Source organism: Rhodomicrobium vannielii ATCC 17100 (assembly GCF_000166055.1).
Classification (GTDB): Bacteria; Pseudomonadota; Alphaproteobacteria; order Rhizobiales; family Rhodomicrobiaceae; genus Rhodomicrobium; species Rhodomicrobium vannielii.
On sequence record NC_014664.1, the window covers coordinates 3,627,055 to 3,651,205 of the forward strand.

Below are 24,151 nucleotides of genomic sequence, written 5' to 3' on the forward strand. Positions count from 1 at the left end.
GGATCGATCAATTTTGAGGGATTTGGCCAGATTGTCGCGAACTGTATCTTCGCGGTTTCGGTCCGGCCGACTGTTAGCGCGTGCGCATCGGCGCGATCGCGAGGCCGAAGAACGCAGGGTCTTCCTTCAGCATGAGGGCGACGGGCACAGCCTTCAGCCGGTCCGACATTGGCCCCTTGTTCTCGAACGCGGCACGCATCGCGCGCGGATCGGTGGCGGCGCAGCCCTTGGCGACGCTGCCGACGAGGAACACACCGTCCCACGCCGTATAGGCGAGCGTCAGGTCGCCGAGTACGCTTCCGGTGATTTCGGCGAAGAGACGGATTGTAGCCGCCGCTGCGGGATCGTACGCGGCATTGGCGCAGATGTCGCGCGCGGACAGCCCGTCATCGCGTCCGCTGAGCGCCGCGTGAAGGTCGACAAGGCCGCGCCCGGAAAGTGCATGCTCCACGGAGGGAAAAGCCGACCGCAAACCAGCAGGGGCATCGTCTGGCAGGCGCAGCGACATATGCCCCGCCTCGCTCGGACACGAAACCCACACGTTCGCCACCTTGAACAGCGCCGCCGCGCCGAAGCCGGTGCCGATATTCGCGATGAGGAGGCGCATTGCCCGGCTCAGGTCCGGTGCCGGGCCACTCAACAGCGCGTAATCCGGCTCCGTCAGTGTGAGCGCACCATAGGCCGCCGCCTCGACATCGTTGAGCAGTGTGCAGGGGGCGCCCGCCTCCGCCTCGACCTCCGCCTCGCGGATCGTCCAGGCGATGTTGGTCAGGTGAATTTCGCCCGCCGCGACAGGCCCAGCCGCACCGATGGCGACCGAAGCGCAGCCCGCAAGACCGCCGGTCTCGGCCGCATAAGCGCGCATCGCATGAATGAAGCTTTCGAAGCGCGCACCCTGATAAGCGCGGCGCTCAGCAACGACAAGGCCATCGAACACGCGCGCGAACCGCACATTCGTGCCGCCCACGTCGGCGATGAGACGCCACGGCGTCACGCCACGACCTCCGGCGCACCTTCGGCCAGCACCTTGAGGAAGCTCTTGCGCCAGAACGCGACGTCATGCGCGCGAATACGCGATATGAGAGCGGAGTGGCGCTCGACGCGTTCTTCTAGCGGCATGCGAAGCGCGGTCTGCATCGCGTTCGCCATGTCATCGATGTCGTAAGGGTTCACGATCAGCGCCTCTTCGAGTTCTTCCGCCGCGCCCGCGAATTTCGACAGCACGAGCACGCCCGGATCTTCCTCATCCTGCGCGGCCACGTATTCCTTGGCAACAAGGTTCATGCCGTCGCGCAGCGGCGTGACAAGGCCGACCTCGCTGCCCCTGAACAGAGCCGCCAGCGTATCGCGCGGCATTGCCCGGTGAACATAGCGCAAGGGCGTCCAGTCGAAATCGCCGAACTCGCCGTTGATCGCGCCGGACAGGCCCTCCAACTCCTCGCGGATGTTGGCGTAGGCTTCCACCTCGATGCGGGTCGGCGGAGCGATCTGCATCAGCGTCACGGCCTTCCAGTGCTCGGGATGCATTTCGAGGAACTTGCGAAACGCCTTGAAGCGCTCGGGCAGGCCCTTCGTGTAATCGAGGCGGTCCACGCCGATGATGTGCGAGCGCACGACCGTGCGGCGGTTGAGCCGCTCGATCTGCGAATCCGCCTCCGGCGTTTGTGCGGCGTTGGCGAATTCGTCGACATCGATGCCGATCGGAAAGGCGCGCGCGATCACGGTGCGGCCGTAAGCGCGAACCCTGTCATCGTCCAGGATTTCGCCGTTCGCGTGGTTCTCGATGAAACGATGGAAATTGCTGACGTCGTTTTCGGTCTGAAAGCCGATCACGTCGAACTGAAACAGCGCTTCGACAAGCCATTCATGCGTCGGGATGGCTTGCAGAAGTTCCGGCGGTGGAAACGGGATATGCAGGAAAAAGCCGAGCCGCTGCTTCGCGCCGAGCGCACGCAATTCGCTGGCAAAGGAAATCAGGTGATAGTCGTGCGCCCAGACGATGTCTGTGGGCCGAAGAAGCGGAGCCAGCGCCGTCGCGAAGTTGCGATTGACGCGCTTGTAGCCTTCGAAATAGGCGGGTTCGAACTGCACGAGGTCGAGCCGATAGTGGCAGACAGGCCAGAGCACCTTGTTCGCGAAGCCGAGATAATATTCTTCGTAGTCCCGCTCGGTCATCGGGATGGTGGCGGTTGTGACCGCACCGTTCTCGTTCGTCGACACCGCAGCGGGCTCGCCTTCTTCGACGAGCTTTCCGTCCCAGCCGAACCAGATGCCGCCGACCGTTCGCAACGCATCTCCCAGCGCGACCGCAAGGCCGCCTGACTGCACCTGGGCTTCGAGATCCGCGACGCGGTTCGAAACGATGACGAGACGGCTCAAACGAAAGCCTCCCATGGCTTGGACAGGCGCGTTGCCCCGTTGATGATGCCGACCATCGAATAGGTTTGAGGGAAGTTGCCCCAGGCCGCGCCCGTGACCGGATCGGTATCCTCAGACATAAGTCCCAAATGGTTACGGGCGTTCAAAAGCGACTGGAAAATTTCCCGCGCCTGCTCGCTTTTTCCAACGCGGGCCAGTGCATCGAGCCGCCAGAACGCGCAAATGTTGAAGGCTGTTTCGGGAACGCCGAAATCGTCGGCCGCTTCGTAACGCATCATGAACGGCCCGCGCCCCAGCACTTTTTCGAGCTGGGTGACGGTGGAAAGAAAGCGCGGGTCTTGCCCATCGATGAAACCGAGTTCGCCCATCAGAAGCACGCTTGCGTCCAGATGCTCGCCGCCAAAGCTCTCGACGAAAGCCTTGCGCTTATCTGACCATGCGCAGGTAACAATCTTATGCCGGATAAGTTCGGCGCGCTCACGCCAGAAAGCGACACGGTTGTGCTCGCCGACATAAGACGCGAGCTTCGCCAGACGGTCGCACGCGGCCCAGCACATGACGCTTGACGAGGTGTGCACGCGGGCGCGGTTGCGAAGCTCCCAGATGCCCGCGTCCGGTACGTCGTGCAGCTTGAACGCCTGCTCGCCGACATGTTCGAGCCGGCGGAAATCTTCCACGCCCGCGCGCGTCAGGAGGCGCTTGTCGATGAAGGCCTGCGCCGCGCCGAGGATCAGATTGCCGTAGGTGTCGTGCTGGAAATGTTCGTAGGCCTGATTGCCGATGCGCACCGGGCCGTTATCCACGCCGCTTTCGCTCTGGAAACCAGGCAGCGCCGCCGCCGTGCTCTCGAACAGCTCTTTATCGAGCGCGATCCCATAGACGGGCTGGATATGCCCATCCGAAGACGCGACGATGTTCATGATCCAGCGGTAATAATTCTCCAGCGTGCGGCCCGCCGAGAGGCTCGTCAGCGCGCGGATGACGAAATAGGCGTCGCGCACCCAGCAATAGCGATAGTCCCAGTTACGGCCCGTGCCCGGCGCTTCAGGAATGCTGGTCGTCATCGCGGCCACGATGGCGCCCGTCGGCTCGTAGGAGCAGAGCTTCAGCGTGACGGCCGCGCGGATCACCGCTTCCTGCCACTCCGGCTGAAGCGCCAGTCTGCCGCTCCAGTTCTGCCAATAGACGGTTGTCTGCTCTTCGAAATCGCGGGCAATGTTGAAGGGGCTGTCCGTCAGGGTCTCGTCCGGGCCCATCACGAAATGGATCGGTTCGGTGAGATTGAAGACGGTCTCCTCCAAAACGTAGTCGACAGGCGCGTCGATCGTCACGCGCACCGTCATGTCGGGGCCGATGAAGCGGATGTGGTTCGACCCGGATGTGATCTGCGGCTCCACCGCGCCGTAGCGGAAGCGAGGCCTGATGCGGACGCGGATGCGCGGCGACCCGTCCTTGACGGTAACGGTTCTGATCAGCGTCTTCGGGCGGAACGGGCGATTGCGCTTATAGAAGCGTGGGATGAAGTCCGTAATCTCCACGGAGCCGCTTTCCGCATGCAGCACGGTTTTCAGAATGGCCGTGTTGGGAACGTAGAACTGCTCGGTCGATTTCAGCCCCGGCATCTCGATCGTGAAAGCGCCATCGTCGGGATTGCGGTTCTTGCAGCCGAGAAGCTGATGAAACACCGGATCGCCATCGAAACGCGGAAGGCAGCACCACACGATGCGCGCGCTTGTGTCGACGAGGGCGCTGATATTGCAGTTTCCGATGAGGCCCAGATCGAGATTAGCCATTAAACTCAACGTCCTTCAAGTGTGCCGACGGTGGCGTAGAGCCAGGAGAGGAAAGTGGGGACGTCCGGGACGCGATATTGCGCTGCGCTTTCGCCCGGACCGACCTTCGCGGTGATGCCACCCAAAGCGTTCACGACGAGGATCGCGTCTTCATCGGTTGCGTCGTCGCCCGCGAAGAACGGGATGCGTCCCTCAAACGGCGGTTGTTGCATCAAGAGGGCGATGGCCGTGCCTTTCGTCGCGCGATGCAGCCGAAGCTCGATGACCATCTTGCCATGCGTGAGAACGAAGCTGGACAGGGGGGCCGCCAATACCTCCACGAGCGCAAGGCAAAGCGTTTCAAGCTCGGGGCGCAACCGATAATGGATCGCGAGCGCGCCGCGCTTTCTTTCGAGAAGAAGGCCGGGATTTTGAGCGGCGAAGTCGGCAAGCACCGCTTCTATGCGCGCGCCTGCGGCATCGTCCGACGCCTCGGTGAGCCGGAAGCCGCGCACATCCCTCAGTTCGTAACCGTGGACGCCCGCGACCGGCAGTCTGAGCGGCGCGAGGAACCTGTCGATGGTGTCGATCTCTCGACCCGTCACGATAGCGAGTGCCCCGTCCGTGCTGGCGTAGAGGCTTTCGAGGGCAGCGGGCGTGCGCGGATCGACGACGACCGCCGTGGGCGTGTCCGCGATCTCGGTCAACGTGCCGTCGAAATCGAGAAAGAATGCGTAGGCGCCGACGTTACTCAGGCTCGGCAGAAAATCCATGGGCAACGTCCGGGGAGCTCGACCGCTCGGCCTATCAACTGGGAACGAGCGGGCGGGAGTGTCAAGTGAAGGCACAGTCAATTTCTCGCGGGTAACAAAAACGAAAGCGGGCTCGGGAAACGGCCTGCCGTCGAGATATGCGGTAGCTGGAGATAAGCCGCAATAGAAGAATAAAGTGCTGATTTTATGGCATTATTTGTGAAGCCCAAGCTTCGGACGAACAATGTGCCAAGCATCGCACACCGGCTTGAAACCCAGTTTTGCGTAACAGCGGTTGGATGCCGGATTGCTTTTGTCGACATAAAGGCAGGCAAACGCGCGACCTTCGGAAAAGATCTGCCGCGCAACGACTGCGGTGATTGCGCCTGCATACCCCCGCCCGCGAAACCCTGGCAGCGTATAGACGGAATTGATCGCGCCCGCCGTGCGGTTGCGCCGTCCGATCGCCGCCATGGAGACGGGCACGCCGCCCGCGATCCACACCCAGTGACGGTGTTCTCCAAGAGCCGCGAGAAGCCGCTCATCCGACGGGCAGTCGTCGCGCGGAACCGCCTCGCGAATGAAGCCCGCGATCCAATCCCGGAAAAGCGGCAGCTCCGGCGTCGCAACAATCGAGAGAATCCTTCGACGCTCGGCGCCGTTGGCGCCTCATCGAGCGAAAGGATCGCTTGCGGAATTTCCTCGTCAAACACGATCCCGTGCTCGCGGGCGCGTTCTGGGAACTGAAGCGCGGTGTCGCCGGTGCCGACGACGTCCGCAAAATCGAGATCGGCGGTCAGATCCGCGAAGCGGCGGCATTCGTCCCGCGAAAGATTGCATAGAAGCAACGGAAAGCCCGGCGTCTGAAGCGCGCAGGCGCCCGGATCTCCAAGCGTCCAGTATTTGATGCCGCCCGCCTCGCCTTGGGTGCGCAGCCGCTCGATGATGCTCAGCGGCAGATTGTGCCTGACGGCGTCGCCCTCAAGCGCAGCCTGATGGAAATCGGCAAAGTCGATCGGATTCATCGCCGCCCCCTCTGACATCGCGATGTCCATGCGCCGCCCCGAGCCAAACGGGTGCGCTCGCGCAAACCGCTTGTGCGCGCCGGTCCAAACGGTCCGCACCGCATGCCCCCAGAGACCTTAACACAACAATGGAGCCTACGCATGGTTACGCGACTGCGTTACCCCAAGGGGTATCAGTTCTTCGACAAGAACGGCGATCCGCTTTCGCTGGGCAATCTGTACTACTATCAGGCGGGGACCACGACACTGCAAGATACGTACTTGGACGATGAAGGCACCATTGCCAACACCAATCCGCTCGTTCTCGACGGTTCGGGCCGCCTCACGACTGACGTCTATCTCGGCTCGATTGCAGACTACAAGGAAGTGCTGACGTCGTCGTCCACCACGGTTTCGCCCTGGCCCGCCGACGACATTCCGCATGCTTCTGCTTCGGAAAGCGGCGGCGGCGGTACGCCGGGCGGCTCTTCCGGTCAGATCCAATACAACAGCGCGGATGCCTTCGCCGGCGTTACCAACTCGGCGTTCGATGGCACCACACTCTCGCTCCCCTACCTGAGGAGCAATAACACGCCCACCATCACGGGCAGCGGCGCCAGCCGTGTCGGCCTTTACGCCGACCCGCTCTGGACTGTCGATGTCTCGACGCTCGACAACTACACATCGGCGTCCTACGACCTCGCCATCCGCTGCGGCGGCAATGCGAGCAACACGGATGCCTCAGCCGCCACACGCAGTGATGTGACGATGCATCTGGGCTTCAACGTCGCGCCGAACGGATACAAGAAGAACACGTCTGACGCCTCTCTCATGCTGTCGTGGGAGTCCTGTTACTGGCAGGGTGGAACGGCGTCGGACTCGATCTTCGAGTTCCACTTGCAGGAATACACGATCCAGGGGACGAGCAAGCGCCCCCTGAGCTTCATGCTGCCGCGGAACGATACGTATACCGACACGCCGCCGTGGTGCGCGATCATGGTGGACCGGCTATATCTGAACGACTGGAATGCGAACAGCCGGATCGTTTATAACCATGGAACCGGCTATACGAGCATTACGCATTTCCTCCAGACGAACTACTACTTCAACGTCAACAACGCGCCACAGCTCTGGCAGGCGAATTCCACGGCAACGCAGTTTCTCGGCCTGCCTTATATCGACTCCGGCAACTGCACCCGCGTGAATACGACGCCCCTCTATGTCAGCCCAAGCACAGTTGAATCGACCTATTCAAGCGCGTTCCTGCTGGCACCGACAACCCTCTCCGGCAATCAGAAATGCATGCACATCACCTGGAACGGGTCGGTTTCCGGCAGTGTCTACGCTCAATACGTATCGGGCAATGCAACGGGCGTCGTCTATGACTACGTCTATAACTCCGGAACTGGGCCAGTGGTGTCGCAACTGGCCGCGCAGAACTCCAACGCGAACCTCCTCTTTTCCCGCCTCAGCACGAGCAGACACTGGAACATGGGTCTTCATGCCAGTGCATCCGACTCCTTCAAGATCGCGGGATCGGCGACACTCGGCACGAATGACTATCTGACCATCGACACGAGCGGCAACGTGGTTTTCGGCAATGCCGCGCTTGCGACGACCGCGACGGCGGGGTTCATTCACGTACCGTCGAGCGCGGGCGCGCCAACCGGAACGCCCACGAGCTACACCGGCCGCGTGCCGCTGGAAATCGATACGACGAACGGGCGCCTCTACGCCTATTACGGCGGCGCCTGGCATTATGTGAGCCTCACCTAGTGCAGTGAATTTTACATTTGATTCACACCCGCTGATGGCACCGTCATCAAATGTAAAATTCGAAACTACACTAGAATCAACCGTTTGCTAGTGCTCTTGAGGCGCATGCGTTTGTTTGAGAGCGTGCAGCAATGTGTACCAAACGTATGCGCCAGAGCACTGGGCAAAAACGCGCGTTCAGCACTCCCTGAACGCGGATCAACCAATCGGTAACGATATTTCAACATCGCCGATCTCCGGCGGAGCCGGAGCGTCATTCCCGTTGCGTGGAAATGGCGCTCTGGCCTTTGTTTTAATTGCGCTTCTCGCGAAAACGCGGCCAGCGCCACCCGATGTCCTCGCGTCCTCTCTCCCACGGGAACCACCATGAAAGCCATCACCCTCACGCTCGACGAAAAAGAACTTCAGGCATTCCAGGGCCTGCTGGACGTGGCGTTACGTCAGGCGGGCCTCAACGCCCTGCCCGCCGTTTCACATTTCTCGATGCGTCTCGCGGACGCCCAGAACCAGGCGGAACCGGCCGGACTGACCGCAGCCTCGTCGGCGAAGTAGATCCGCGAACGGGCGAACCGATCTCTTTGTCCTTTGGAAGCCGGTCACGACCGGCTTTCTTCATTTATGGGAGGTGCACCATGGCGGCTGGCAATTTCGAGCGCTGCCTTGCCATCACGCTCAAATGGGAGGGGGGCTACTCCAATCACCCGGACGATCCGGGCGGCCCAACCATGCGCGGCGTGATCCAGCGCGAATACGACGCCTGGCGAAAAAGGCAGGGCAAGCGGCAAAGGCCCGTGCGGCAGATCGAAGACGCCGAGCTTCGCGCGATTTACCGTGAGAATTACTGGGACACGATGAACTGCGACGCCCTGCCGGCCGGGCTCGACCTCTGCGTTTTCGACGCGGCGGTGAACTCGGGCCCCGGCCGCGCGCGTCAATGGCTCGAACAGGCGCACTACATCAAGGCCTATTGCGATGCGCGGCTCGCCTTCCTCCAACGCCTCGGGCGACTGTGGCGCGTTTTCGGAACCGGATGGGCCCGCCGCGTCGCCGGGATCAGGATCGACGCGCGGACCATGGCGGGCCAGCCGGAAGTGCAATTGCCGTTCGACGAAACGCTCCATGCCGGGATGCGCGGTCGCGAGGTTAGCAGCCTTCAGGCCCGGCTTCGTGCCCTCGGTTATCCGGCCGGAGCGGTGGACGGGATCTTCGGCGAGCAGACCCATCGCGCGGTGATGCTGTTCCAGCACGATAACGCCCTCGACGGCGAGGCGGGCATCTGGCAGCCGAACTACGCCAAGGCGCTCGCGGAAGCGACGCCGATGCTGCCGAGGCGACGCGAAGTCTCGCGCCGCGATCTCGAAGCGGCTGGCGACAAGCCGCTGCGTCAGATGAATGTGCTGCAACGCGTCTTTGCGTGGCTTTTCGGCGCCGCGGCGGCCACCGAAACCTTCTCCAGCGACAGCGTTCTCGACAGCATCGGTGGCGCCCGCGCGGCACTCGAACCGCTTCAGGGTGTGATTGCGTGGGCCTCCACCAATCGCTGGCTGCTTCTCTGCGCCGTTCTCGTGGCGGCCATCGCAATGATCCGGCTCATTCGAAGCGAGCACGTCAAGGCCTACCGCAACTTCGACTATCAGGGCACCTCCGCCCCTACCACCTCAAACGATTGACGGGAGCCAGACACATGAACGCGCTTCTTGCTTTCATTTCATCGTCTTGGGGAACCCTTGCGGCCGTGGCGGGGAAGCTCGGCCTTTCTGTCGGCGCGCTTGCCTTTCTCGGGCCGCTGGCCCCGGCTGTCAGCGGCGTGGCGCAGTTCGTCGGCGCGCTTGTGGCCGCCATCGGGGAAATCCTCGCGGCGCTCTCGAAAAGCGCCGAGGGCCGGGTTGTGCTAGCCATCCTCGCCGCGACGCTCGGGCTTCTATATTTGCGATACTACTATATCGAAGAGGGGCGAACCATCGAGCGGGCCAGGATAGTGGCCTCCCAGAAACCATGTCCGGCGGTGAAGGCGGAGAGGCGCACGCGATGACCCTCCCCGATGACGGGCGGCTCTCGGCCATGTCGTCGGTTGCCACGGCTACCGTCAACGGTCATCACGGTGCCATACCGCTGAGCCGAATTTATCTGCCGTTCGCGATGGTGCTGACGTTCGGCGGCTTTCTGGTCGTCGCCGGATACACCGTCGGCGGCGTGATGTCGGGAATTGCGCGCGACAAGACGGAGACGGACACCCGCCTCAGCGCGATCGAAAAGGAAATGACCGCCATAAAGAATATTCTCGTCGACCGCTCGCTTTGCGTGCGGCCCAAATAACAAGACTTGCCGCGACGAAACGATGTCTGTTAGCCGCACCGTTTCGTCGCTGGCCGAACTCGACTGCTTTGAAGCGAAAGCCCTAGATGGACTCGCTCAGATCTTTGGCTGCGCGGAAAGCAACTTTCTTGCTGGCCTTGATTTCAATCGCCTCGCCCGTCGCCGGGTTGCGGCCCGTGCGGGCGGCGCGCTTGCGCACTTCGAGCGTGCCAAGTCCGGCGATACGGATACGCGCGCCCTTCTTCAGATGCTTGCCGATGCTGGAAACAGCCTCCGACAGAACCTCGTTCGCCTGCTTCTGCGAAAGGCCGTGCGCCTCGGCAACTTCCGTGGCGAGCTGACGAAGCGTCACGATCTCTGCCTTTTCCGCTTTCGCGGGTGCAGCCGCCTTTGCCGCAGCCTTGGGTTTCGCCGCCTCAGATTTCGCAGCCTTGGCCGCAGGCGCCGCTTGCGTTTTCGACATCTCGAGTTCCTTCTTGATCCATGCCTTAGAAAGAGAAATCCGGGCGTCCGTTACCGATGGCTGATCAAACCAACCCATCCCTTGAGTGCAATCGATGTTGTACGTTCGATCCACCGGGTCAAGAGCACCGATTGCGATTTAGGCCAACAGAATCAGGTCTAAATGGCCGTTTGACGCTACGCAACCTTCGAGCCGTGTAGCGCCGCGCGTCAACAACCTTTTCGAGCGGGAAACGCGCCATATGCTGGTTGGACGGCAATTTTGTAACAAAGTGTGGTTTTTTGGCCCGAAAAATCCTTATTTTACGGGCTGTTTTCCGCAGCGCTGTTAACAAACCGTCTCGGCGCCGACGGTGCTTGACACGAACGCCGGGCGCAACTAGAACATAAAGTGAACGTATTTTCTTATACCCATCCCGTGTGGAAAAGCGGATCGTGTGGGTACAGTTGTGTTTTGGGCGCTGACGCTTCATGTAAACTCGGCTGCGACTCAATGTTTGATGAAAGGAGCTCTCATGGCGGGCTCGGTGAATAAGGTCATTCTCATCGGCAATCTCGGGGCCGATCCCGAAGTGCGCCACACGCAGGATGGCCGTTCGATTTGCAATCTTCGGCTTGCGACGACGGATTCGTGGCGCGACAAACAGTCGGGAGAACGCCGCGAAAAGACGGAGTGGCACAGCATCGTCATCTTCAACGAGCAACTCGGCAAGGTCGCACAGCAATACCTCCGCAAAGGCGCGAAGGTTTATATCGAAGGCCAGTTGCAGACGCGGAAATGGCAGGACAATGCGGGTAACGACCGCTACACGACCGAGGTCGTCCTGCAAAACTACAACGGCCAGCTCACCATGCTTGACGGACGCGCAGGCGGCGGAGCGGGCGGTTACGGCGAAGGCGGCAGCGGCTTCAATGAAGGCGGCGCCAGCAGTTTCGACCGGGGCGACAGCGGCCGTAGTGGCGGAAGCGGCTTCCGGAGTGGTGGCGGTTCGGCCGCGAAGCCGCGCGACGCGGGTCAGCCGAAGCCCTTCGACAAGGATCTCGACGACGAGATCCCATTTTAACGTATGCGGGTGAATGCTTTCTGCGGCAGGATCAACGCCCGAAGCGCAAAAACAAAACAGGCGTCTCCCAAGGGGTAGATGGACAGCGTCCTTGTGCTCGCGGGGTGCAGCCTGTAAATTCCGGCCAGGTTCGACGGCAGTTTCTGGCCGTTCTTTTCATTTCACGAGACCAAGGGTCAGGTTTTGGCAGATCCGTCAGACGGCAACAAGGGCGATCGCGGAGCGGGGGACATTCGTCCCATCCTCATCACCGACGAGATGAAGCGCTCCTATCTCGATTACGCGATGAGCGTGATCGTGTCTCGCGCGCTGCCCGACGTGCGCGACGGGCTGAAACCCGTCCATCGCCGCATCCTCTTCTCGATGAGCGAGAACGGCTACTCCTGGAACAAGCCCTACCGTAAATCCGCGCGCATCGTCGGCGATGTCATCGGTAAATATCATCCTCACGGGGATCAGTCTGTTTACGACGCGCTCGTCCGCATGGTGCAGGACTTTTCCATGCGCGTGCCCCTGATCGATGGTCAGGGCAATTTCGGCTCGGTCGATGGCGATCCACCGGCGGCCATGCGTTACACCGAGGTACGCCTCCAGAAGATCTCCGACTCCCTGCTCAACGACCTTGAGAACGACACGGTCGATTTTCAGGACAACTACGACAATTCAGAGCGCGAGCCAACAGTGCTGCCCGCGCGCTTCCCGAACCTCCTCGTCAACGGCGCGGGCGGCATCGCCGTCGGCATGGCGACGAACATCCCGCCGCACAATCTCGGCGAAGTCATCGACGCCTGCCTCGCCTTTCTCGAAAATCCCGCGCTCAGCATCGAGCAGCTCATGGAGCACATTCCCGGGCCGGACTTCCCGACCGGCGGCGTGATCATGGGCCGCGCAGGCATCCGCGCCGCCTATCTCAAAGGTCGCGGCTCCGTCGTCGTGCGCGGCAAGGTGCATGTCGAAACGATCCGCAAGGATCGCGATGCGCTGATCGTTACCGAAATCCCCTATCAGGTGAACAAGGCGACGCTTCAGGAGCGCATCGCCGAACTCGTGCGCGAAAAGCGCGTCGAAGGCATTTCCGACGTGCGCGACGAGAGCGACCGCTCGGGCTATCGCGTCGTCATCGAGCTGAAGCGCGACGCCATGCCGGACGTGGTGCTGAACCAGCTTTACCGCTTCACATCGCTGCAATCGGTGTTCGCCGCCAACATGGTGGCGCTCAACAGCGGCCGCCCGGAACAGCACACCCTCCTCGACTTCATCCAGGCTTTCACGCAGTTCCGCGAAACCGTCATCACGCGGCGCACGAAATTCCTGCTCGGCAAGGCGCGTGATCGTGCGCATGTGCTTGTCGGCCTCGCCACCGCCGTCGCCAATATCGACGAGGTTATCAAGCTCATCCGCTCCGCGCCGGACCCCGCGAGCGCGCGCGAGGCGCTCATGTCGCGCGACTGGCCCGCGGACGATATCGCGCCATTGCTGCTCCTCATCGAAGATCCGCGCTCGCGCATCCACGAGGGCAACGTCTACCGTCTGTCCATCGATCAGGCGAAGGCGATCCTCGAACTGCGCCTGCAGCGCCTGACCGCGCTAGGCCGCGACGAAATCGCCGATGAACTTAAGGCGCTTGCCGACAAGATCCGCGACTATCTCAATATCCTCTCTTCGCGCGCCCGCGTGATCTCCATCGTCCGCGACGAACTCACCGCCATCAAGGAAGAGTTCGCCACGCCACGCCGCACCGAAATCCTCGATGTCGAGGGCGAGGTCGACGACGAAGACCTGATCCAGAAAGAGGATATGGTCGTCACCGTCAGCCATCGCGGCTACATCAAGCGCGTGCCGCTGTCGACCTATCGGGCGCAACGTCGCGGCGGCAAGGGCCGCTCCGGCATGACGACGCGCGATGAGGATTTCGTCACGCGCCTGTTCGTCGCGAATACCCACACGCCCGTGCTGTTCCTCTCCTCGCGCGGCATGGCTTACAAGATGAAGGTCTGGCGGCTGCCGCTGTCCGCCCCGCAGGCGCGCGGCAAGGCGCTCATCAACCTGCTGCCGCTTCAGCAGGACGAGACGATCACCTCCATCCTGCCGCTGCCCGAGGAGCGCGATGAGTCCGGCGTCTTCATTCTATTCGCGACGCGCTCCGGCAATGTGCGGCGCAACGAACTCGCCGACTTCGCGGAGGTCCGCCAAAACGGCAAGATCGCGATGAAGCTCGATCCGGGCGACGATATCGCCGGCGCGCAGCTCTGCCGCGAGACCGACGACATTCTCCTCACGACAGCCAACGGTCAGGCGATCCGCTTCCCGGTGACGGACGTGCGCATCTTCAAGGGCCGCGAGTCGACCGGCGTCCGCGGCGTTCGCCTTGATGAGGACGACACCGTTATTTCGCTCGCCATCCTCCGGCATATGAACGCGACGCCCGCCGAGCGCGCCGCCTATCTCAAGCAGGCGAACGCCATGCGCCGCGCCGCCGCCGGTGAACGCGCCGCTACCGAGGGCGACATCGTCGAGCAGGAGGCCGCAGCGGCCGCCGAGGCGGTGGAAGCCCTCGACGACGGCGAGGCGATTGAAAGCACCGACATCGCCGATCTCACGCCCGCGCGTTATGGCGAAATGGGCGCGGCCGAGCAATATGTGCTGACCATGTCGGAGCGGGGCTTCGGCAAACGCACATCGTCCTACGAGTACCGGACGTCGGGTCGCGGCGGCAAAGGCATCATCGCCATGGCCGTCAACGAGCGAAACGGCCGCCTCATCGCGTCCTTCCCCGTGGAAGACACGGACCAGATCATGCTCGTGACGAATGGCGGCAAGCTGATCCGCTGCCCCATCGAAGGCATCTCGATCACCGGCCGGTCCGCGCAGGGCGTCACAATCTTCCGCACCGATCAGGACGAACGCGTCGTCTCGGCCGAACTCATCAGCGATGACGGAACCGGCAACGGCAATGGCGACGGCCCGGATGCCGGCGGCGATGCCGAGGGCGAGGAACCAACCGAATGATCGCGAGGTAACGCCGCATGCGTTCCGGTTTCTACGCTGGCAGCTTTGACCCGCCGACACTCGGCCACAGGGACATCATGGCTCGCGGTCTGGCCCTGTTCGACCGGCTGGTCGTCGGCGTGGGGGTGCACCCGTCGAAAGCGCCGCTTTTCACGGCCGAAGAGCGCGCGGAGATGCTGTGCGACGAACTTTCGAGCCTCGGCGCGGGCGAACGCGGCGGGGTGGCTTTCTTCGACCGCCTGACGGTTGACGCGGCGCGCGCGCACGGAGCGGCCTTCATGCTGCGGGGCGTGCGCGATGCTGCGGACCTCGGCTACGAGACGCAACTTTTCGGCATGAATCGGGCCATGGCGCCGGGCATCGACACCGTGTTTCTTGCCGCCACACCCGGCTTCGCACATATTACCGCGACACTCGTCCGCCAGATTGCTCAGCTCGGCGGCGATGTTTCGCCATTCGTTTCTCCTGGCGTGCTCCAGCGCATCGTTGCAAAGGTCGGCAGGACAGCTAACGGCCCCAATGCCGCCCCTATGGCGCGCTAGTGGAGCGAATTTGACATTTGAGTTCCGGTTGCCGCTAGCTCAGATGTTAAATCCAAAAGCTCTTCTAGAAACAAAGAGTTACTAATGGTCCTCCGGATTCCAACATTGCTCGCGAGCGTACTGCAAACGGACGCAAATGTCGGGATCAGACCATTAGGCCCTCGAAATCGCATACGAAATCGATAAGCAAAGGGTTTCCATGTTCCGTTCCCTGATGTTAGTAGCGCTGCTTGCCGTCGCCACTCTCGGCCTTTTCGCTCGGCCAGCCAGCGCAGCGAGCCCCGAGAACACGCTCTACCTCGACCTGAAGGATGGCCGCGTGGTCATCGAGCTTCTCCCCAACGTCGCGCCAAAGCACATCGAGCGCGTCAAGAAACTCGTTCGCGAGGGCTTCTACAACGGCCTGCCGTTCCATCGCGTCATCACGGGCTTCATGGCCCAGACGGGTGACCCCAAAGGCGACGGCACCGGCGGTTCGAAATATGCCGACCTTCCGGCGGAGTTCAATTCCACGCCATTCAAGCGCGGCACCATCGGCGCGGCGCGCACGGGCAACCCCAATTCGGCGAACAGCCAGTTTTTCATTTGTCTTGAGGACACACCGCATCTCAACGGGCAATACACCGTCTGGGGCCGCGTGACCGAAGGCATGCAGTTCGTCGACCGGATCAAAAAGGGAGCAGGCGGCGACGGACGCGTGTTCAATCCGGACAAGATCATCAAGATGCAGCTTGCGTCCGACGCCCGCTGATCACCACATTCCTGATGAGATAATAATGTCGCCGCACCTCAGGTTGGCGTAGATCCGGTCAAGGCGGCGCGAGGAAAGAGCTTGAACATGACATCTTCCGATAAAGAAAATCTGGTTCTGGAAACAACCAAGGGGCGCGTCGTAATTGAACTGCGCCCCGATCTTGCGCCGAACCATGTCGCGCGCATCAAGGAGCTTGCCGACGAGAAGTTTTACGACGGCGTTGTTTTCCACCGCGTCATAGACGGCTTCATGGCGCAGACGGGAGACCCAACGGGAACCGGGCGCGGCGGTTCGGGCAAGAACCTCAAGGCCGAATTCAGCCGGGAAAGCCATCAGCGTGGCGTCGTTTCCATGGCGCGCGCGAACCACCCCGATAGCGCCGACAGCCAGTTCTTCATCTGCTTCGACGATGCATCGTTCCTCGACGGGAAATATACCGTGTGGGGCAAGGTAATCGAGGGCATGGATAACGTCGACAAGATCGAGCGCGGCGAGCCGGTGAAAAACCCCGACAAGATCGTGACCGCTCGCGTTGAAAAGGCCGCCTAGCCCGAAATCGCGAACAATTCCTCGAGAACCGAGCGCTAGTGTCCGGCAGGACGCGGGCGCTCATCTTTTATTTTGGCACCTGCCCACCCCTGGGCTTGCCGTTTCTTCGGCGACGCATTGTGCACCTCACGGACTTCGACTTCGAGCTTCCCAAATCGGCGATCGCGCTCCGGCCCGCGAGCCCGCGCGACGCCGCGCGGTTGCTACGCGTCGATCCCGCCGCGCCGCAGCCGCTCTCCGAAGCCACGATCCGCGACCTTCCCGCCTTTTTCCGTCCCGGCGACATCATGGTGTTCAACGACACCCGCGTCCTGTCCGCCGAGCTGTCAGGCACCCGCCCGCCGCGCGATGCGGATGCGCCCGCGGTGGACGTCTCCCTGAACCTGATCGAACGTGAAGCGTCCGGCTCGTGGAAAGCCTTTGCGCGGCCCGCGCGGCGGCTACGGCCGGGCGACGCGATCCACTTCGAGACAGGCGGACACGCGTCCCGGCTGATCGTTGTCGCCAAGTCCGACGAGGGCGAAATCACCCTCGCCGCGCCAGACGGCGACAGCGTCGAGGCCATCATGCAGCGCCACGGCGCGATGCCGCTCCCGCCCTATATCGCCCGCCAGCGCCCCGCCGACGAACGCGACCGCTCGGACTATCAAACCGTTTTCGCGCGCAACGAAGGAGCCGTCGCCGCGCCTACGGCCGGGCTCCACTTCACGCCGGAGCTTCTCGCGCGGCTTGCCGAACGCGGCATAGAGACCGCCTTCGTCACGCTCCACGTGGGCGCGGGCACCTTCCTGCCGGTGAAGTCGGAGACGGTCGAGGATCACGAAATCCATGCAGAGTGGTTCGAGATCGGCGACGCAACGGCGCGCGCCATCAACGCGGCGCGCGAGCGCGGCGGCCGCATTATTGCCGCCGGCACGACCTCGCTACGTGTACTTGAGACGGCCACGCGCGAAGACGGCTTTATTGAGCCCGCCAAAGGCTTTACAAGGATCTTCATCAAGCCCGGCCACTGTTTCAGAAGCGCGGACCTCCTCGTGACGAATTTCCATCTGCCGAAATCGACGCTGTTCATGCTCGTCTGCGCCTTCTCCGGCACCGACCTCATGAAGCGCGCCTACGCCCACGCCGTCGAAGCGGGCTTCCGCTTCTATTCCTACGGCGACGCGTGCCTTCTCGCGCGTGCGGACGCGCAGCCCTCGACGGCCCGCCCATGACGCAGCCCTTCTCCTACAAGCTCCTCGCGCAGGACGGCGCGGCCCGCCTCGGCGAAATCGCGACACCGCGCGGCGTCATCCGCACCCCCGCCTTCATGCCGGTCGGCACCACCGCGTCAGTGAAGGCCGTCTTCCTCGACGATGTGAAGGCGGCGGGCTCGGACATCATCCTCGGCAACACCTATCACCTGATGCTGCGCCCCGGCGCGGAGCGCATCGCGAAACTCGGCGGCCTTCACAGCTTCATGCGCTGGGATGGGCCGATCCTCACCGATTCCGGCGGCTTTCAGGTGATGTCGCTCGCGCAGCTTCGGAAGCTGACCGAGAAGGGCGTCACCTTCCGCTCGCATATCGACGGCGCGATGTATGAATTGACGCCCGAGCGCTCCATCGAGGTGCAAAACCTTCTCGGCTCCGACATCCAGATGCAGTTCGACGAATGCACGCCGTTCCCGGCGACCTTCGATGAGGCGGAAAGCTCGATGCGGCTGTCGCTCAGGTGGGCGGAGCGCTCGCTCGCGGCGTTCGCGCAGTACGGTCGGCCGGGGCGTGCACTGTTCGGCATCGTCCAGGGCAGCACCTTCCCCGAGCTTCGCAGAGAGTCGGCGGCGAAGCTTACGTCAATGGATTTTCACGGCTACTCGGTCGGCGGGCTCGCGGTCGGCGAAGGCCAGCGCGCCATGTTCGATACGCTGGATTTCACCACGCCGCTGTTGCCCACGAACAAGCCGCGCTACCTCATGGGCGTCGGCACGCCGGCGGACATCGTGGGCGCTGTCGAGCGCGGCATAGACATGTTCGACTGCGTGATGCCAACGCGATCGGGCCGCCACGGGCAGGCGTTCACATGGGCGGGCAAGCTCAACATCAAGAACGCGGCGCATATCGAGGATTTGCGCCCGCTCGACGAGACGAGCACCTGCCCCGCCTCGCGCGATTATTCCCGCGCCTATATCCACCACCTGTTCCGCTCGGGCGAGTATCTTGCGCCGATGATCCTGTCATGGGCGAACATCGGCTTCTATCAGGAGCTTATGGCCGCGATCCGCAAATCCATCGCGGAAGGCACTTTCGCAGATGTCGCCGCTCGCGTGCGCGCCGTCTACCCGTCCACCGTGGAAGACGACGCGGGCGCGGACGCCGAAGCAGCCCGCTCCCTGAAGAGCAAATAGATCCCCGACGCCACGATGATTGCCGCCCCGACGAGCGTCCAGATGTCCGGCACATCGCCGAACACGAGGTAGCCGAGGCACGTCACGAGCAGCAGGTTGATGTAGGTGAATGGCGCGATCACGGGCGCGGGCGCACGGTCATGCGCGAGGATCAGGAACCAGTGCCCCATCCCGCCGAGAAGCCCCATGCTCAGCAAAATGCCCCAGGCGAGCGCGTTCGGCGGCATCTGCCAATTCCAAAGCGCGACCGGCGCCATGATGACCGCTCCCGCGAGCGGCGTATAGACGAGCGTCGTTCGCGGCGCGTCGAAGCGGGCGAGATAGCGCGTCCACAGGCTGTAGAGCGAGTGGCAGAACACCGAGCCGAGCGCGAGCGCCACCGCCCAGTGGATGCCGCCGAAGCCCGGCTTCGTCACGAAGATGATGCCGGTAAAGCCCACGCAGATCGCCGCGAGCCGATGCCAGCCCACCCATTCGCCGAGCAGCGGACCGGCAAGCGCAGCCACGAAGAACGGCGCGAGGAAGTAGATCGTCGATGTCTGATCGAGCTGGAGAAACTGAAGCGCCGCGAAATTGAACGCCGTCGTCGCGAGGAGCAACGCGCTCCGCAGGATCTGCTGACCGGGCCTTTTCGACGGCGCGGCGCGCATCACTCCCCGAGGCCGGAGCATCACGACGATAAGCACCGCGTTCATCAGAAAGCGCACCCAGATGATCTCGACCACGGGGATGTGTTCGATGGTGCCGAGAAACTTCGCGCTCGTGTCGAGGAAGGCAAAGAAGCTCACCGCCGTCAGCATGAAGCCGATGCCGACGAGGCGGCGGTCGGAAGAAGGACGCTGGGCGGCGGAAGCCGGTGCCGTCGCGGCGGGCTTCGTGAGGAGATCGGTCATGAGAGGGTAGGCAAGGGCCAGGTTGGTTGCGAGGCGGAACGCTGCCGTTTCCCTGCAAGGCGACGGTGCGACATTTCAACATAGCATTGATGAGCGCAGAATGTGACCAGCCGATGATGGCGTCGTAGGCTTGCCCGCATAGCGAATTTGCAACGCCGGGCAAAACTTCGGCGTGTCGGGGTTGGCACGAAGCTATTCACCTTCCTATATCGTCAGTATGAAAATCATTGTCTTTGGAGCGACGGGCGGCACGGGCCGCGCAACCGTCGAAAAACTTCTCGCCGACGGGCACCAGGTGACGGCACTCGTGCGCGATCCGTCGAAATTGCCATCCGACAACGCGCTCACCGTCGTCAAGGGCGATGCGTTGTCCGCCGAGGATGTCGCGCGCGTGCTTCCGGGCCACGACGTCTGCGTCATCAGCCTCGGAAATTCCCGCAGCACGCAGGGAAGAAAACGCACGATCAACCCGCACATCTGCGAATATGGAACGCGCAATATTCTCGCGGCCGCCGACCCCGGCTTGCGGCTGATCGCGGTGACAGCCTTCGGCATCGGCGACACGCGGGACAAAAAATCGTTCCTGTTTTCCATCGCCGCGGCGCTGTTCATGCGGGCAATCCTCGCCGACAAGGAAAAGCAGGAAGCCGCGATCAAGGCAGCGCCGAACGATTTCGTTCTGGTTCAGCCCGTGGGACTGACGAATGGCCCAGCGACCGGAGATTATCTCGCGAGCACGGACCGAAAGGCGCGCAAGATGACCGTCTCGCGCGCGGACGTCGCCGACTTCATCGCGAAGGAAATCGCCTCGCCCGAGCATCACCGGCAGACGGTGGCCCTATCCGGCTAGGCGCGCGGCCTGGGTCGATCAAACGTCGAGGATCTTTCTGAAACCGCCGAAAATCATGCGCATTCCATCGAAAGGCATCTCGCCGATCTGCTGCATGCGCGGATCGGTCCTCATTTTCTCATTTGCGGCATCGCGCGCTTCTTTGGAGGGATATTCGATCCAGCTGAAGACGATGGCTTCGCCCGGCTCAGCCTTCACCGCCATGCGAAAATCGGTCACCTTGCCGTCCTTGATGTCGTCCTCCCAGCATTCCACCATCCGCGTTGCGCCGAATTCCTTGAACAGGGGCACGGCGGCCTCCGCCATGGCGAGGTAGGCATCCTTTTTCGACGCCGGAACGGCGAGAAGAAAGCCTTCGACATAGGTCATCTTGTTTCCTCCTGGTGGTCCGATTCCGACATTTGCATCCCTTGCGGCACCCCTCGCGAGCAAATGTCGGAATCGCAAGGACCAGTCGTTACTTTTTGATCAGGTGGAGCTTTTGAATTTGGTATTCGAGCGCGACCTCACGGCGACCGGATCTCAAGTGTCAAATTCGCTCCACTTGGTGACGTTCGGCCGCGTTGGCCAAATCTTGTTGTCTGATACGTTGATATCAACATAATGACCCGACCATGTCAAATCACCTCGCCACGCAACACTCGGTCCCTTACGACATTACGCTTCTGGTGCGTGACACTTGCCTGTGCCTGCATGCACAGCGCGCGGCGCGCGCGCTTGCCCGGCGGTTCGATGCGGAGCTGAAAGATACTGGCATCACCAGCGGTCAGTTTTCGCTTCTCATGGCGTTGAACCGTCCCGCGCCGCCGAGGCTCGGCAGTGTCGCGGCGCTGCTCGCGATGGACCGCACGACGCTCACGGCCAACCTCAAGCCTCTTGAGCGCTCCGGCATGATCGAGGTCTTCCCCGATAATCGCGACCGCCGCACCCGCCTTCTGCGCATCACGCCGATGGGGCTGGAAGTGCTCGCTCGGGCCGTGCCCGTCTGGCAAAGAACGCATGCGGCGATCGATGCCGAATTGGGCACGCAGCGTGCGGATCGCCTTCGCATGGATCTCGACGCGCTATGCGCCCGTGACGTCAGCGAGGGCGGCACGGCAGGATATAAGTGAACCCCTTGAAACCGGAATAGTCGGCATCGTCGAAGAAGGGAGCGATCTCAACGCGTTTGTCGGCGTGGATTCCTCGATGTCGCCCGAGCATATATAGCGGGTCGATCAACTCGGCCGTCTTGTTGAGGAAGTATTTCAAGCCGTTCGATTTCTCGACCCACTCGATCTCATCGGGATCGTCCACCTCGTAGATCTCCCAATGGACTTCCGGCAGATAGATCCTGTTGCTTCCCGGTGTGGTCACGCGGCCGATCACCTGCCCGCGCTCGATCCTGTCTCCCTCCTGAAGCCGTTTGACTTCATTCCAGCGAAGATGGTCGAACTCGGAATAATAGTAGGGAGCGCCGCCGGACATGTTCAGATCCTCGCGGCTATGCAAAATGAGGAGCGACGCTTCCTGACCCCAACCGAAATTGGTCTTCCAGGCAGCCACGACCCGACCGGGCCCGGGAGCATGAATTGTATCGCCGAGCTTGCCGCCATCGACGCCCGAATGCGCCTCGGAGCGGCGCGTCCCGTCGACATCGATCCAGCTCGCGTAGAGCGAGGTAAGCTGCGAGCAAACGAAGCCGCCCGGGTAGGCGGGCTTTAGCCCGGTCGGCTTTAGGCCGATCCCTTTGATAGTCGCCTCTTCTGTATCCGCTGTCGCTGCCATGATTGGCGTTATAACAAGGGCGAGCAAAAAAAGCGTTGCCTTGCAGATCGATAGCCGTTCTGGCGTGCTCGGCCGGAACTGATCATTTGCTTTCCCGATGTTCAGCATGTTTCGGTCAGTCCAGATGCTTGCAGGCCACCTTACCGCTAGGCCGCCCGGCAGCTAAGGCGGCGAACTGGATAATGCCTCACGCCCCTTTCAAAATTGTCGCCCGTAGCAGCATTCGCATTTCATTACCGGACGCCCCCCGTATGCGCAGTCTCAAAGCGAGATATTGACAATTTTACAACTATGCCGGGTTATCATGAGGATAATAACTACCTTTGATTGTGGATTGCGGGCGAATCGCGGCTTTCTTTCCTTGCAAAGCAAACGGTGGGAACGGGGATATTTGCATGAAGAACTTTTCGCCGGCGGCTGTCTTTGCCCTGCCGCTTATTCTCTCCCTCAACCCGGCGATAGCGCAGGGTACAGATGATGAGGCTCCGCCAATATCTGCTGCGCTGTGGCAAGGTACAGACATCGCCAACCGTTCGACTGCTGTCTGGGCAGGTGGCGCATACGCCGTCAACAACGATTTGACGACACACGGCTTCATGCTGCGCGCCGATGCCGAATACAATGAATACAGCTATTTCACCAATGACCTCGGGAAGGTCAACGGCAAGGAATGGCAAGGCGACGTGATGCTCGGCTATCAGCTGGTCTACACGACTTTTTCGGCGGGACTGTATCTCGGTGTCGATTTCCGTGACGATCACCTCAGTCCGCGCGACCTCTCGAACAGCGTGAGAGGCAATGAGGTCGGCTTCAAGGTCGACGCCGATTTCGAGACGGAAACGGAACTTCCGTATTATTTCGGCGCGGACGGTTACTACTCCACCGCCTTCTATAGTTACCTCGCGCGCGGTCGCGTCGGCGTCAAGGTGATTGAGGAACTTGATGCCAACTTCAAGCAGATCTTCGTCGGCGCCGAAGGGTACGCGCTCGGCAACGAGGAAAGCGACGCCCAGCGTGCAGGCGGCTTCCTGAAGTTCGAGCTTTCCAATCTCCTCGTTCGAACTGCGTCGATCACGCTGTCCGGCGGCTACCAATTCGTGAATGGCAACGACAACGGGACGGGAACCACGTCCACCTCAACGGCCGGTGGCGAAGGCGGCTACGGAATGATCGAATTCAAATATCTCTTCCGTCCGTAAGCGACAGGGTGCGTCGCTTCAACCGGAATCCCCAGCGCGGAACGACGTTCCCCGACTATCGAAGGCAAGCATCCAGATTGCGGGCGACATTTCATCTTGACGGATGAAGAGTGCGTCGCGTTGAACAGAAGGCAAGCTCATGCGCTTATCCGTCAAAGCACTCCTTTTATCCTCATTTCTCGTCGCGCCGAGTAGCGCATTGCTGGCCCAGACCGCCGATTACGATCTCTGCCGGGACGATGAGTCCGAGGCTGGGCTTAGAATTGCCGCCTGCTCCCGTGTGATAGACGATACCAAGATGCCACAGGATTTTCGCGCCGATGCGTATCTCAATCGCGGCGAAGCCTTGGCCGATAAGGGCGATTTCGACGCCGCCATCGCCGACGAGACTATCGCGCTGAAGATCAAGCCCAACTTCGCCGAGGCGCATAATCTGCGCGCCTGGATCTACTTCAAGGCCGGCAAGTCACGCGAAGGGCTGCCGGACGCGGAGCGAGCCGTCACTTTGGCACCGTTGGACGCCCATGCGCTCGACACGCGCGCCCATATCTACGAGGCGCTCGGCCGAAAGGAAGAGGCGCTGGCCGATTATCGCAGGGCGCTGTCGATCGATGCGGACTTGACCGAAAGCAAGGACGGCGTAGCGCGCTTGCTGGCAGCTCGCCCCGCACTTTGAC

General features: G+C 61.9%; 25 protein-coding genes. 16 read left to right on the top strand and 9 right to left on the bottom strand.

Annotated features, from left to right (window positions below):
- Positions 1-73: 73 nt before the first annotated feature.
- From RVAN_RS16680 to RVAN_RS21220, 5 genes are all read right to left on the bottom strand, one after another.
- Positions 74-994, bottom strand: a complete 921-nt coding sequence (locus tag RVAN_RS16680) for an ROK family protein (RefSeq protein ID WP_013420873.1) — start codon at positions 992-994, stop codon at positions 74-76.
- Positions 991-2,379 (bottom strand): alpha,alpha-trehalose-phosphate synthase (UDP-forming), encoded by a 1,389-nt coding sequence (gene otsA / locus RVAN_RS16685; RefSeq protein WP_013420874.1) that lies wholly within the window; start codon positions 2,377-2,379, stop codon positions 991-993. The genes RVAN_RS16680 and otsA overlap by 4 nt, the downstream gene beginning before the upstream one ends.
- The gene (locus RVAN_RS16690) at positions 2,376-4,172 is read right to left on the bottom strand and encodes a glycoside hydrolase family 15 protein (protein ID WP_013420875.1); all 1,797 of its coding nucleotides are present in this window, start codon (positions 4,170-4,172) and stop codon (positions 2,376-2,378) included. The genes otsA and RVAN_RS16690 overlap by 4 nt, the downstream gene beginning before the upstream one ends.
- A 5-nt stretch (positions 4,173-4,177) precedes the next feature.
- On the bottom strand, positions 4,178-4,924 hold the full coding sequence (gene otsB / locus RVAN_RS16695) for a trehalose-phosphatase (protein ID WP_013420876.1): 747 nt from the start codon (positions 4,922-4,924) through the stop codon (positions 4,178-4,180).
- Between the two features lie 192 nt (positions 4,925-5,116).
- Positions 5,117-5,545 (bottom strand): GNAT family N-acetyltransferase, encoded by a 429-nt coding sequence (locus RVAN_RS21220; protein ID WP_081449516.1) that lies wholly within the window; start codon positions 5,543-5,545, stop codon positions 5,117-5,119.
- 524 nt (positions 5,546-6,069) lie between these two features.
- Here RVAN_RS21220 and RVAN_RS16705 point away from each other — a divergent pair.
- From RVAN_RS16705 to RVAN_RS16725, 5 genes are all read left to right on the top strand, one after another.
- Positions 6,070-7,683, top strand: coding sequence for a hypothetical protein (locus tag RVAN_RS16705; protein ID WP_013420878.1), 1,614 nt, complete (start codon positions 6,070-6,072; stop codon positions 7,681-7,683).
- Positions 7,684-8,049: 366 nt separating this feature from the next.
- A complete protein-coding gene (locus tag RVAN_RS20565; protein WP_013420879.1) occupies positions 8,050-8,235 on the top strand; it encodes a hypothetical protein in 186 nt (61 codons plus the stop codon).
- Positions 8,236-8,315: 80 nt separating this feature from the next.
- Entirely contained in the window at positions 8,316-9,353 is a 1,038-nt protein-coding gene (locus tag RVAN_RS19320) for a glycosyl hydrolase 108 family protein (RefSeq protein ID WP_013420880.1), read from the top strand.
- A 14-nt stretch (positions 9,354-9,367) separates the two neighbouring features.
- Positions 9,368-9,715, top strand: a complete 348-nt coding sequence (locus tag RVAN_RS16720; protein ID WP_013420881.1) for a hypothetical protein — start codon at positions 9,368-9,370, stop codon at positions 9,713-9,715.
- Positions 9,712-9,999, top strand: a complete 288-nt coding sequence (locus tag RVAN_RS16725) for a hypothetical protein (protein WP_013420882.1) — start codon at positions 9,712-9,714, stop codon at positions 9,997-9,999. The genes RVAN_RS16720 and RVAN_RS16725 overlap by 4 nt, the downstream gene beginning before the upstream one ends.
- Positions 10,000-10,081: 82 nt before the next feature.
- Here RVAN_RS16725 and RVAN_RS16730 read toward each other — a convergent pair whose 3' ends face one another.
- A complete protein-coding gene (locus RVAN_RS16730; protein WP_013420883.1) occupies positions 10,082-10,462 on the bottom strand; it encodes an HU family DNA-binding protein in 381 nt (126 codons plus the stop codon).
- 514 nt (positions 10,463-10,976) lie between these two features.
- On the opposite strand from RVAN_RS16730, the gene ssb reads away from it, so the two are divergent.
- The 7 genes from ssb to tgt all read left to right on the top strand — a co-directional run bounded on the left by ssb (position 10,977) and on the right by tgt (position 18,765).
- A complete protein-coding gene (gene ssb / locus RVAN_RS16735) occupies positions 10,977-11,525 on the top strand; it encodes a single-stranded DNA-binding protein (RefSeq protein WP_013420884.1) in 549 nt (182 codons plus the stop codon).
- 183 nt (positions 11,526-11,708) lie between these two features.
- Positions 11,709-14,534, top strand: a complete 2,826-nt coding sequence (gene gyrA, locus RVAN_RS16740; protein ID WP_013420885.1) for a DNA gyrase subunit A — start codon at positions 11,709-11,711, stop codon at positions 14,532-14,534.
- 17 nt (positions 14,535-14,551) lie between these two features.
- Entirely contained in the window at positions 14,552-15,076 is a 525-nt protein-coding gene (gene coaD / locus RVAN_RS16745) for a pantetheine-phosphate adenylyltransferase (RefSeq protein WP_013420886.1), read from the top strand.
- Between the two features lie 199 nt (positions 15,077-15,275).
- Positions 15,276-15,827, top strand: a complete 552-nt coding sequence (locus RVAN_RS16750) for a peptidylprolyl isomerase (RefSeq protein ID WP_013420887.1) — start codon at positions 15,276-15,278, stop codon at positions 15,825-15,827.
- Positions 15,828-15,914: 87 nt separating this feature from the next.
- Positions 15,915-16,379, top strand: a complete 465-nt coding sequence (locus RVAN_RS16755) for a peptidylprolyl isomerase (protein ID WP_013420888.1) — start codon at positions 15,915-15,917, stop codon at positions 16,377-16,379.
- 119 nt (positions 16,380-16,498) lie between these two features.
- Positions 16,499-17,593 carry a tRNA preQ1(34) S-adenosylmethionine ribosyltransferase-isomerase QueA gene (gene queA, locus RVAN_RS16760; RefSeq protein WP_041789430.1) on the top strand — a complete coding sequence of 365 codons (1,095 nt, stop codon included), beginning with the start codon at positions 16,499-16,501 and terminating at the stop codon, positions 17,591-17,593.
- Positions 17,590-18,765: a tRNA guanosine(34) transglycosylase Tgt gene (gene tgt / locus RVAN_RS16765; RefSeq protein ID WP_013420890.1), complete on the top strand. Its 1,176-nt coding sequence runs from the start codon at positions 17,590-17,592 to the stop codon at positions 18,763-18,765. Before queA ends, tgt begins: the two co-directional genes overlap by 4 nt.
- On the opposite strand, the gene RVAN_RS16770 is transcribed toward tgt, so the two are convergent.
- Positions 18,696-19,658 carry a DMT family transporter gene (locus tag RVAN_RS16770; RefSeq protein WP_013420891.1) on the bottom strand — a complete coding sequence of 321 codons (963 nt, stop codon included), beginning with the start codon at positions 19,656-19,658 and terminating at the stop codon, positions 18,696-18,698. The two genes, tgt and RVAN_RS16770, sit on opposite strands and share 70 nt — an antisense overlap.
- Before the next feature lie 217 nt (positions 19,659-19,875).
- Between RVAN_RS16770 and RVAN_RS16775 the strand changes: the two genes are divergently transcribed.
- Positions 19,876-20,508: an NAD(P)-dependent oxidoreductase gene (locus RVAN_RS16775; RefSeq protein ID WP_013420892.1), complete on the top strand. Its 633-nt coding sequence runs from the start codon at positions 19,876-19,878 to the stop codon at positions 20,506-20,508.
- Positions 20,509-20,526: 18 nt separating this feature from the next.
- On the opposite strand, the gene RVAN_RS16780 is transcribed toward RVAN_RS16775, so the two are convergent.
- Positions 20,527-20,877 carry a DUF1428 domain-containing protein gene (locus RVAN_RS16780; protein ID WP_013420893.1) on the bottom strand — a complete coding sequence of 117 codons (351 nt, stop codon included), beginning with the start codon at positions 20,875-20,877 and terminating at the stop codon, positions 20,527-20,529.
- A 245-nt stretch (positions 20,878-21,122) separates the two neighbouring features.
- Here RVAN_RS16780 and RVAN_RS16785 point away from each other — a divergent pair, with 245 nt between their 5' ends.
- Positions 21,123-21,620, top strand: coding sequence for a MarR family winged helix-turn-helix transcriptional regulator (locus RVAN_RS16785; protein WP_013420894.1), 498 nt, complete (start codon positions 21,123-21,125; stop codon positions 21,618-21,620).
- On the opposite strand, the gene RVAN_RS16790 is transcribed toward RVAN_RS16785, so the two are convergent.
- Positions 21,589-22,275, bottom strand: a complete 687-nt coding sequence (locus tag RVAN_RS16790; protein WP_169309577.1) for a M23 family metallopeptidase — start codon at positions 22,273-22,275, stop codon at positions 21,589-21,591. The genes RVAN_RS16785 and RVAN_RS16790 overlap by 32 nt on opposite strands.
- A 329-nt stretch (positions 22,276-22,604) precedes the next feature.
- On the opposite strand from RVAN_RS16790, the gene bcsS reads away from it, so the two are divergent.
- Positions 22,605-23,474: a cellulose biosynthesis protein BcsS gene (bcsS, locus tag RVAN_RS16795; protein ID WP_245258080.1), complete on the top strand. Its 870-nt coding sequence runs from the start codon at positions 22,605-22,607 to the stop codon at positions 23,472-23,474.
- A gap of 139 nt (positions 23,475-23,613) precedes the next feature.
- Positions 23,614-24,150 carry a tetratricopeptide repeat protein gene (locus RVAN_RS16800; protein ID WP_013420897.1) on the top strand — a complete coding sequence of 179 codons (537 nt, stop codon included), beginning with the start codon at positions 23,614-23,616 and terminating at the stop codon, positions 24,148-24,150.
- The last annotated feature ends 1 nt before the right edge of the window (position 24,151 follow it).

Excerpts from the sequence above, each read along its gene's own strand:
- RVAN_RS16690 (WP_013420875.1), bottom strand. The coding sequence starts at position 4,172 with ATGGCTAATCTCGATCTGGGCCTCATCGGAAACTGCAATATCAGCGCC.
- otsB (WP_013420876.1), bottom strand. The coding sequence starts at position 4,924 with ATGGATTTTCTGCCGAGCCTGAGTAACGTCGGCGCCTACGCATTCTTT.
- RVAN_RS16705 (WP_013420878.1), top strand. The coding sequence starts at position 6,070 with ATGGTTACGCGACTGCGTTACCCCAAGGGGTATCAGTTCTTCGACAAG.
- RVAN_RS20565 (WP_013420879.1), top strand. The coding sequence starts at position 8,050 with ATGAAAGCCATCACCCTCACGCTCGACGAAAAAGAACTTCAGGCATTC.
- RVAN_RS19320 (WP_013420880.1), top strand. The coding sequence starts at position 8,316 with ATGGCGGCTGGCAATTTCGAGCGCTGCCTTGCCATCACGCTCAAATGG.
- RVAN_RS16720 (WP_013420881.1), top strand. The coding sequence starts at position 9,368 with ATGAACGCGCTTCTTGCTTTCATTTCATCGTCTTGGGGAACCCTTGCG.
- RVAN_RS16725 (WP_013420882.1), top strand. The coding sequence starts at position 9,712 with ATGACCCTCCCCGATGACGGGCGGCTCTCGGCCATGTCGTCGGTTGCC.
- RVAN_RS16730 (WP_013420883.1), bottom strand. The coding sequence starts at position 10,462 with ATGTCGAAAACGCAAGCGGCGCCTGCGGCCAAGGCTGCGAAATCTGAG.
- ssb (WP_013420884.1), top strand. The coding sequence starts at position 10,977 with ATGGCGGGCTCGGTGAATAAGGTCATTCTCATCGGCAATCTCGGGGCC.
- coaD (WP_013420886.1), top strand. The coding sequence starts at position 14,552 with ATGCGTTCCGGTTTCTACGCTGGCAGCTTTGACCCGCCGACACTCGGC.
- RVAN_RS16750 (WP_013420887.1), top strand. The coding sequence starts at position 15,276 with ATGTTCCGTTCCCTGATGTTAGTAGCGCTGCTTGCCGTCGCCACTCTC.
- RVAN_RS16755 (WP_013420888.1), top strand. The coding sequence starts at position 15,915 with ATGACATCTTCCGATAAAGAAAATCTGGTTCTGGAAACAACCAAGGGG.
- tgt (WP_013420890.1), top strand. The coding sequence starts at position 17,590 with ATGACGCAGCCCTTCTCCTACAAGCTCCTCGCGCAGGACGGCGCGGCC.
- RVAN_RS16770 (WP_013420891.1), bottom strand. The coding sequence starts at position 19,658 with ATGACCGATCTCCTCACGAAGCCCGCCGCGACGGCACCGGCTTCCGCC.
- RVAN_RS16775 (WP_013420892.1), top strand. The coding sequence starts at position 19,876 with ATGAAAATCATTGTCTTTGGAGCGACGGGCGGCACGGGCCGCGCAACC.
- RVAN_RS16780 (WP_013420893.1), bottom strand. The coding sequence starts at position 20,877 with ATGACCTATGTCGAAGGCTTTCTTCTCGCCGTTCCGGCGTCGAAAAAG.
- RVAN_RS16785 (WP_013420894.1), top strand. The coding sequence starts at position 21,123 with ATGTCAAATCACCTCGCCACGCAACACTCGGTCCCTTACGACATTACG.
- RVAN_RS16790 (WP_169309577.1), bottom strand. The coding sequence starts at position 22,275 with ATGGCAGCGACAGCGGATACAGAAGAGGCGACTATCAAAGGGATCGGC.
- RVAN_RS16800 (WP_013420897.1), top strand. The coding sequence starts at position 23,614 with ATGCGCTTATCCGTCAAAGCACTCCTTTTATCCTCATTTCTCGTCGCG.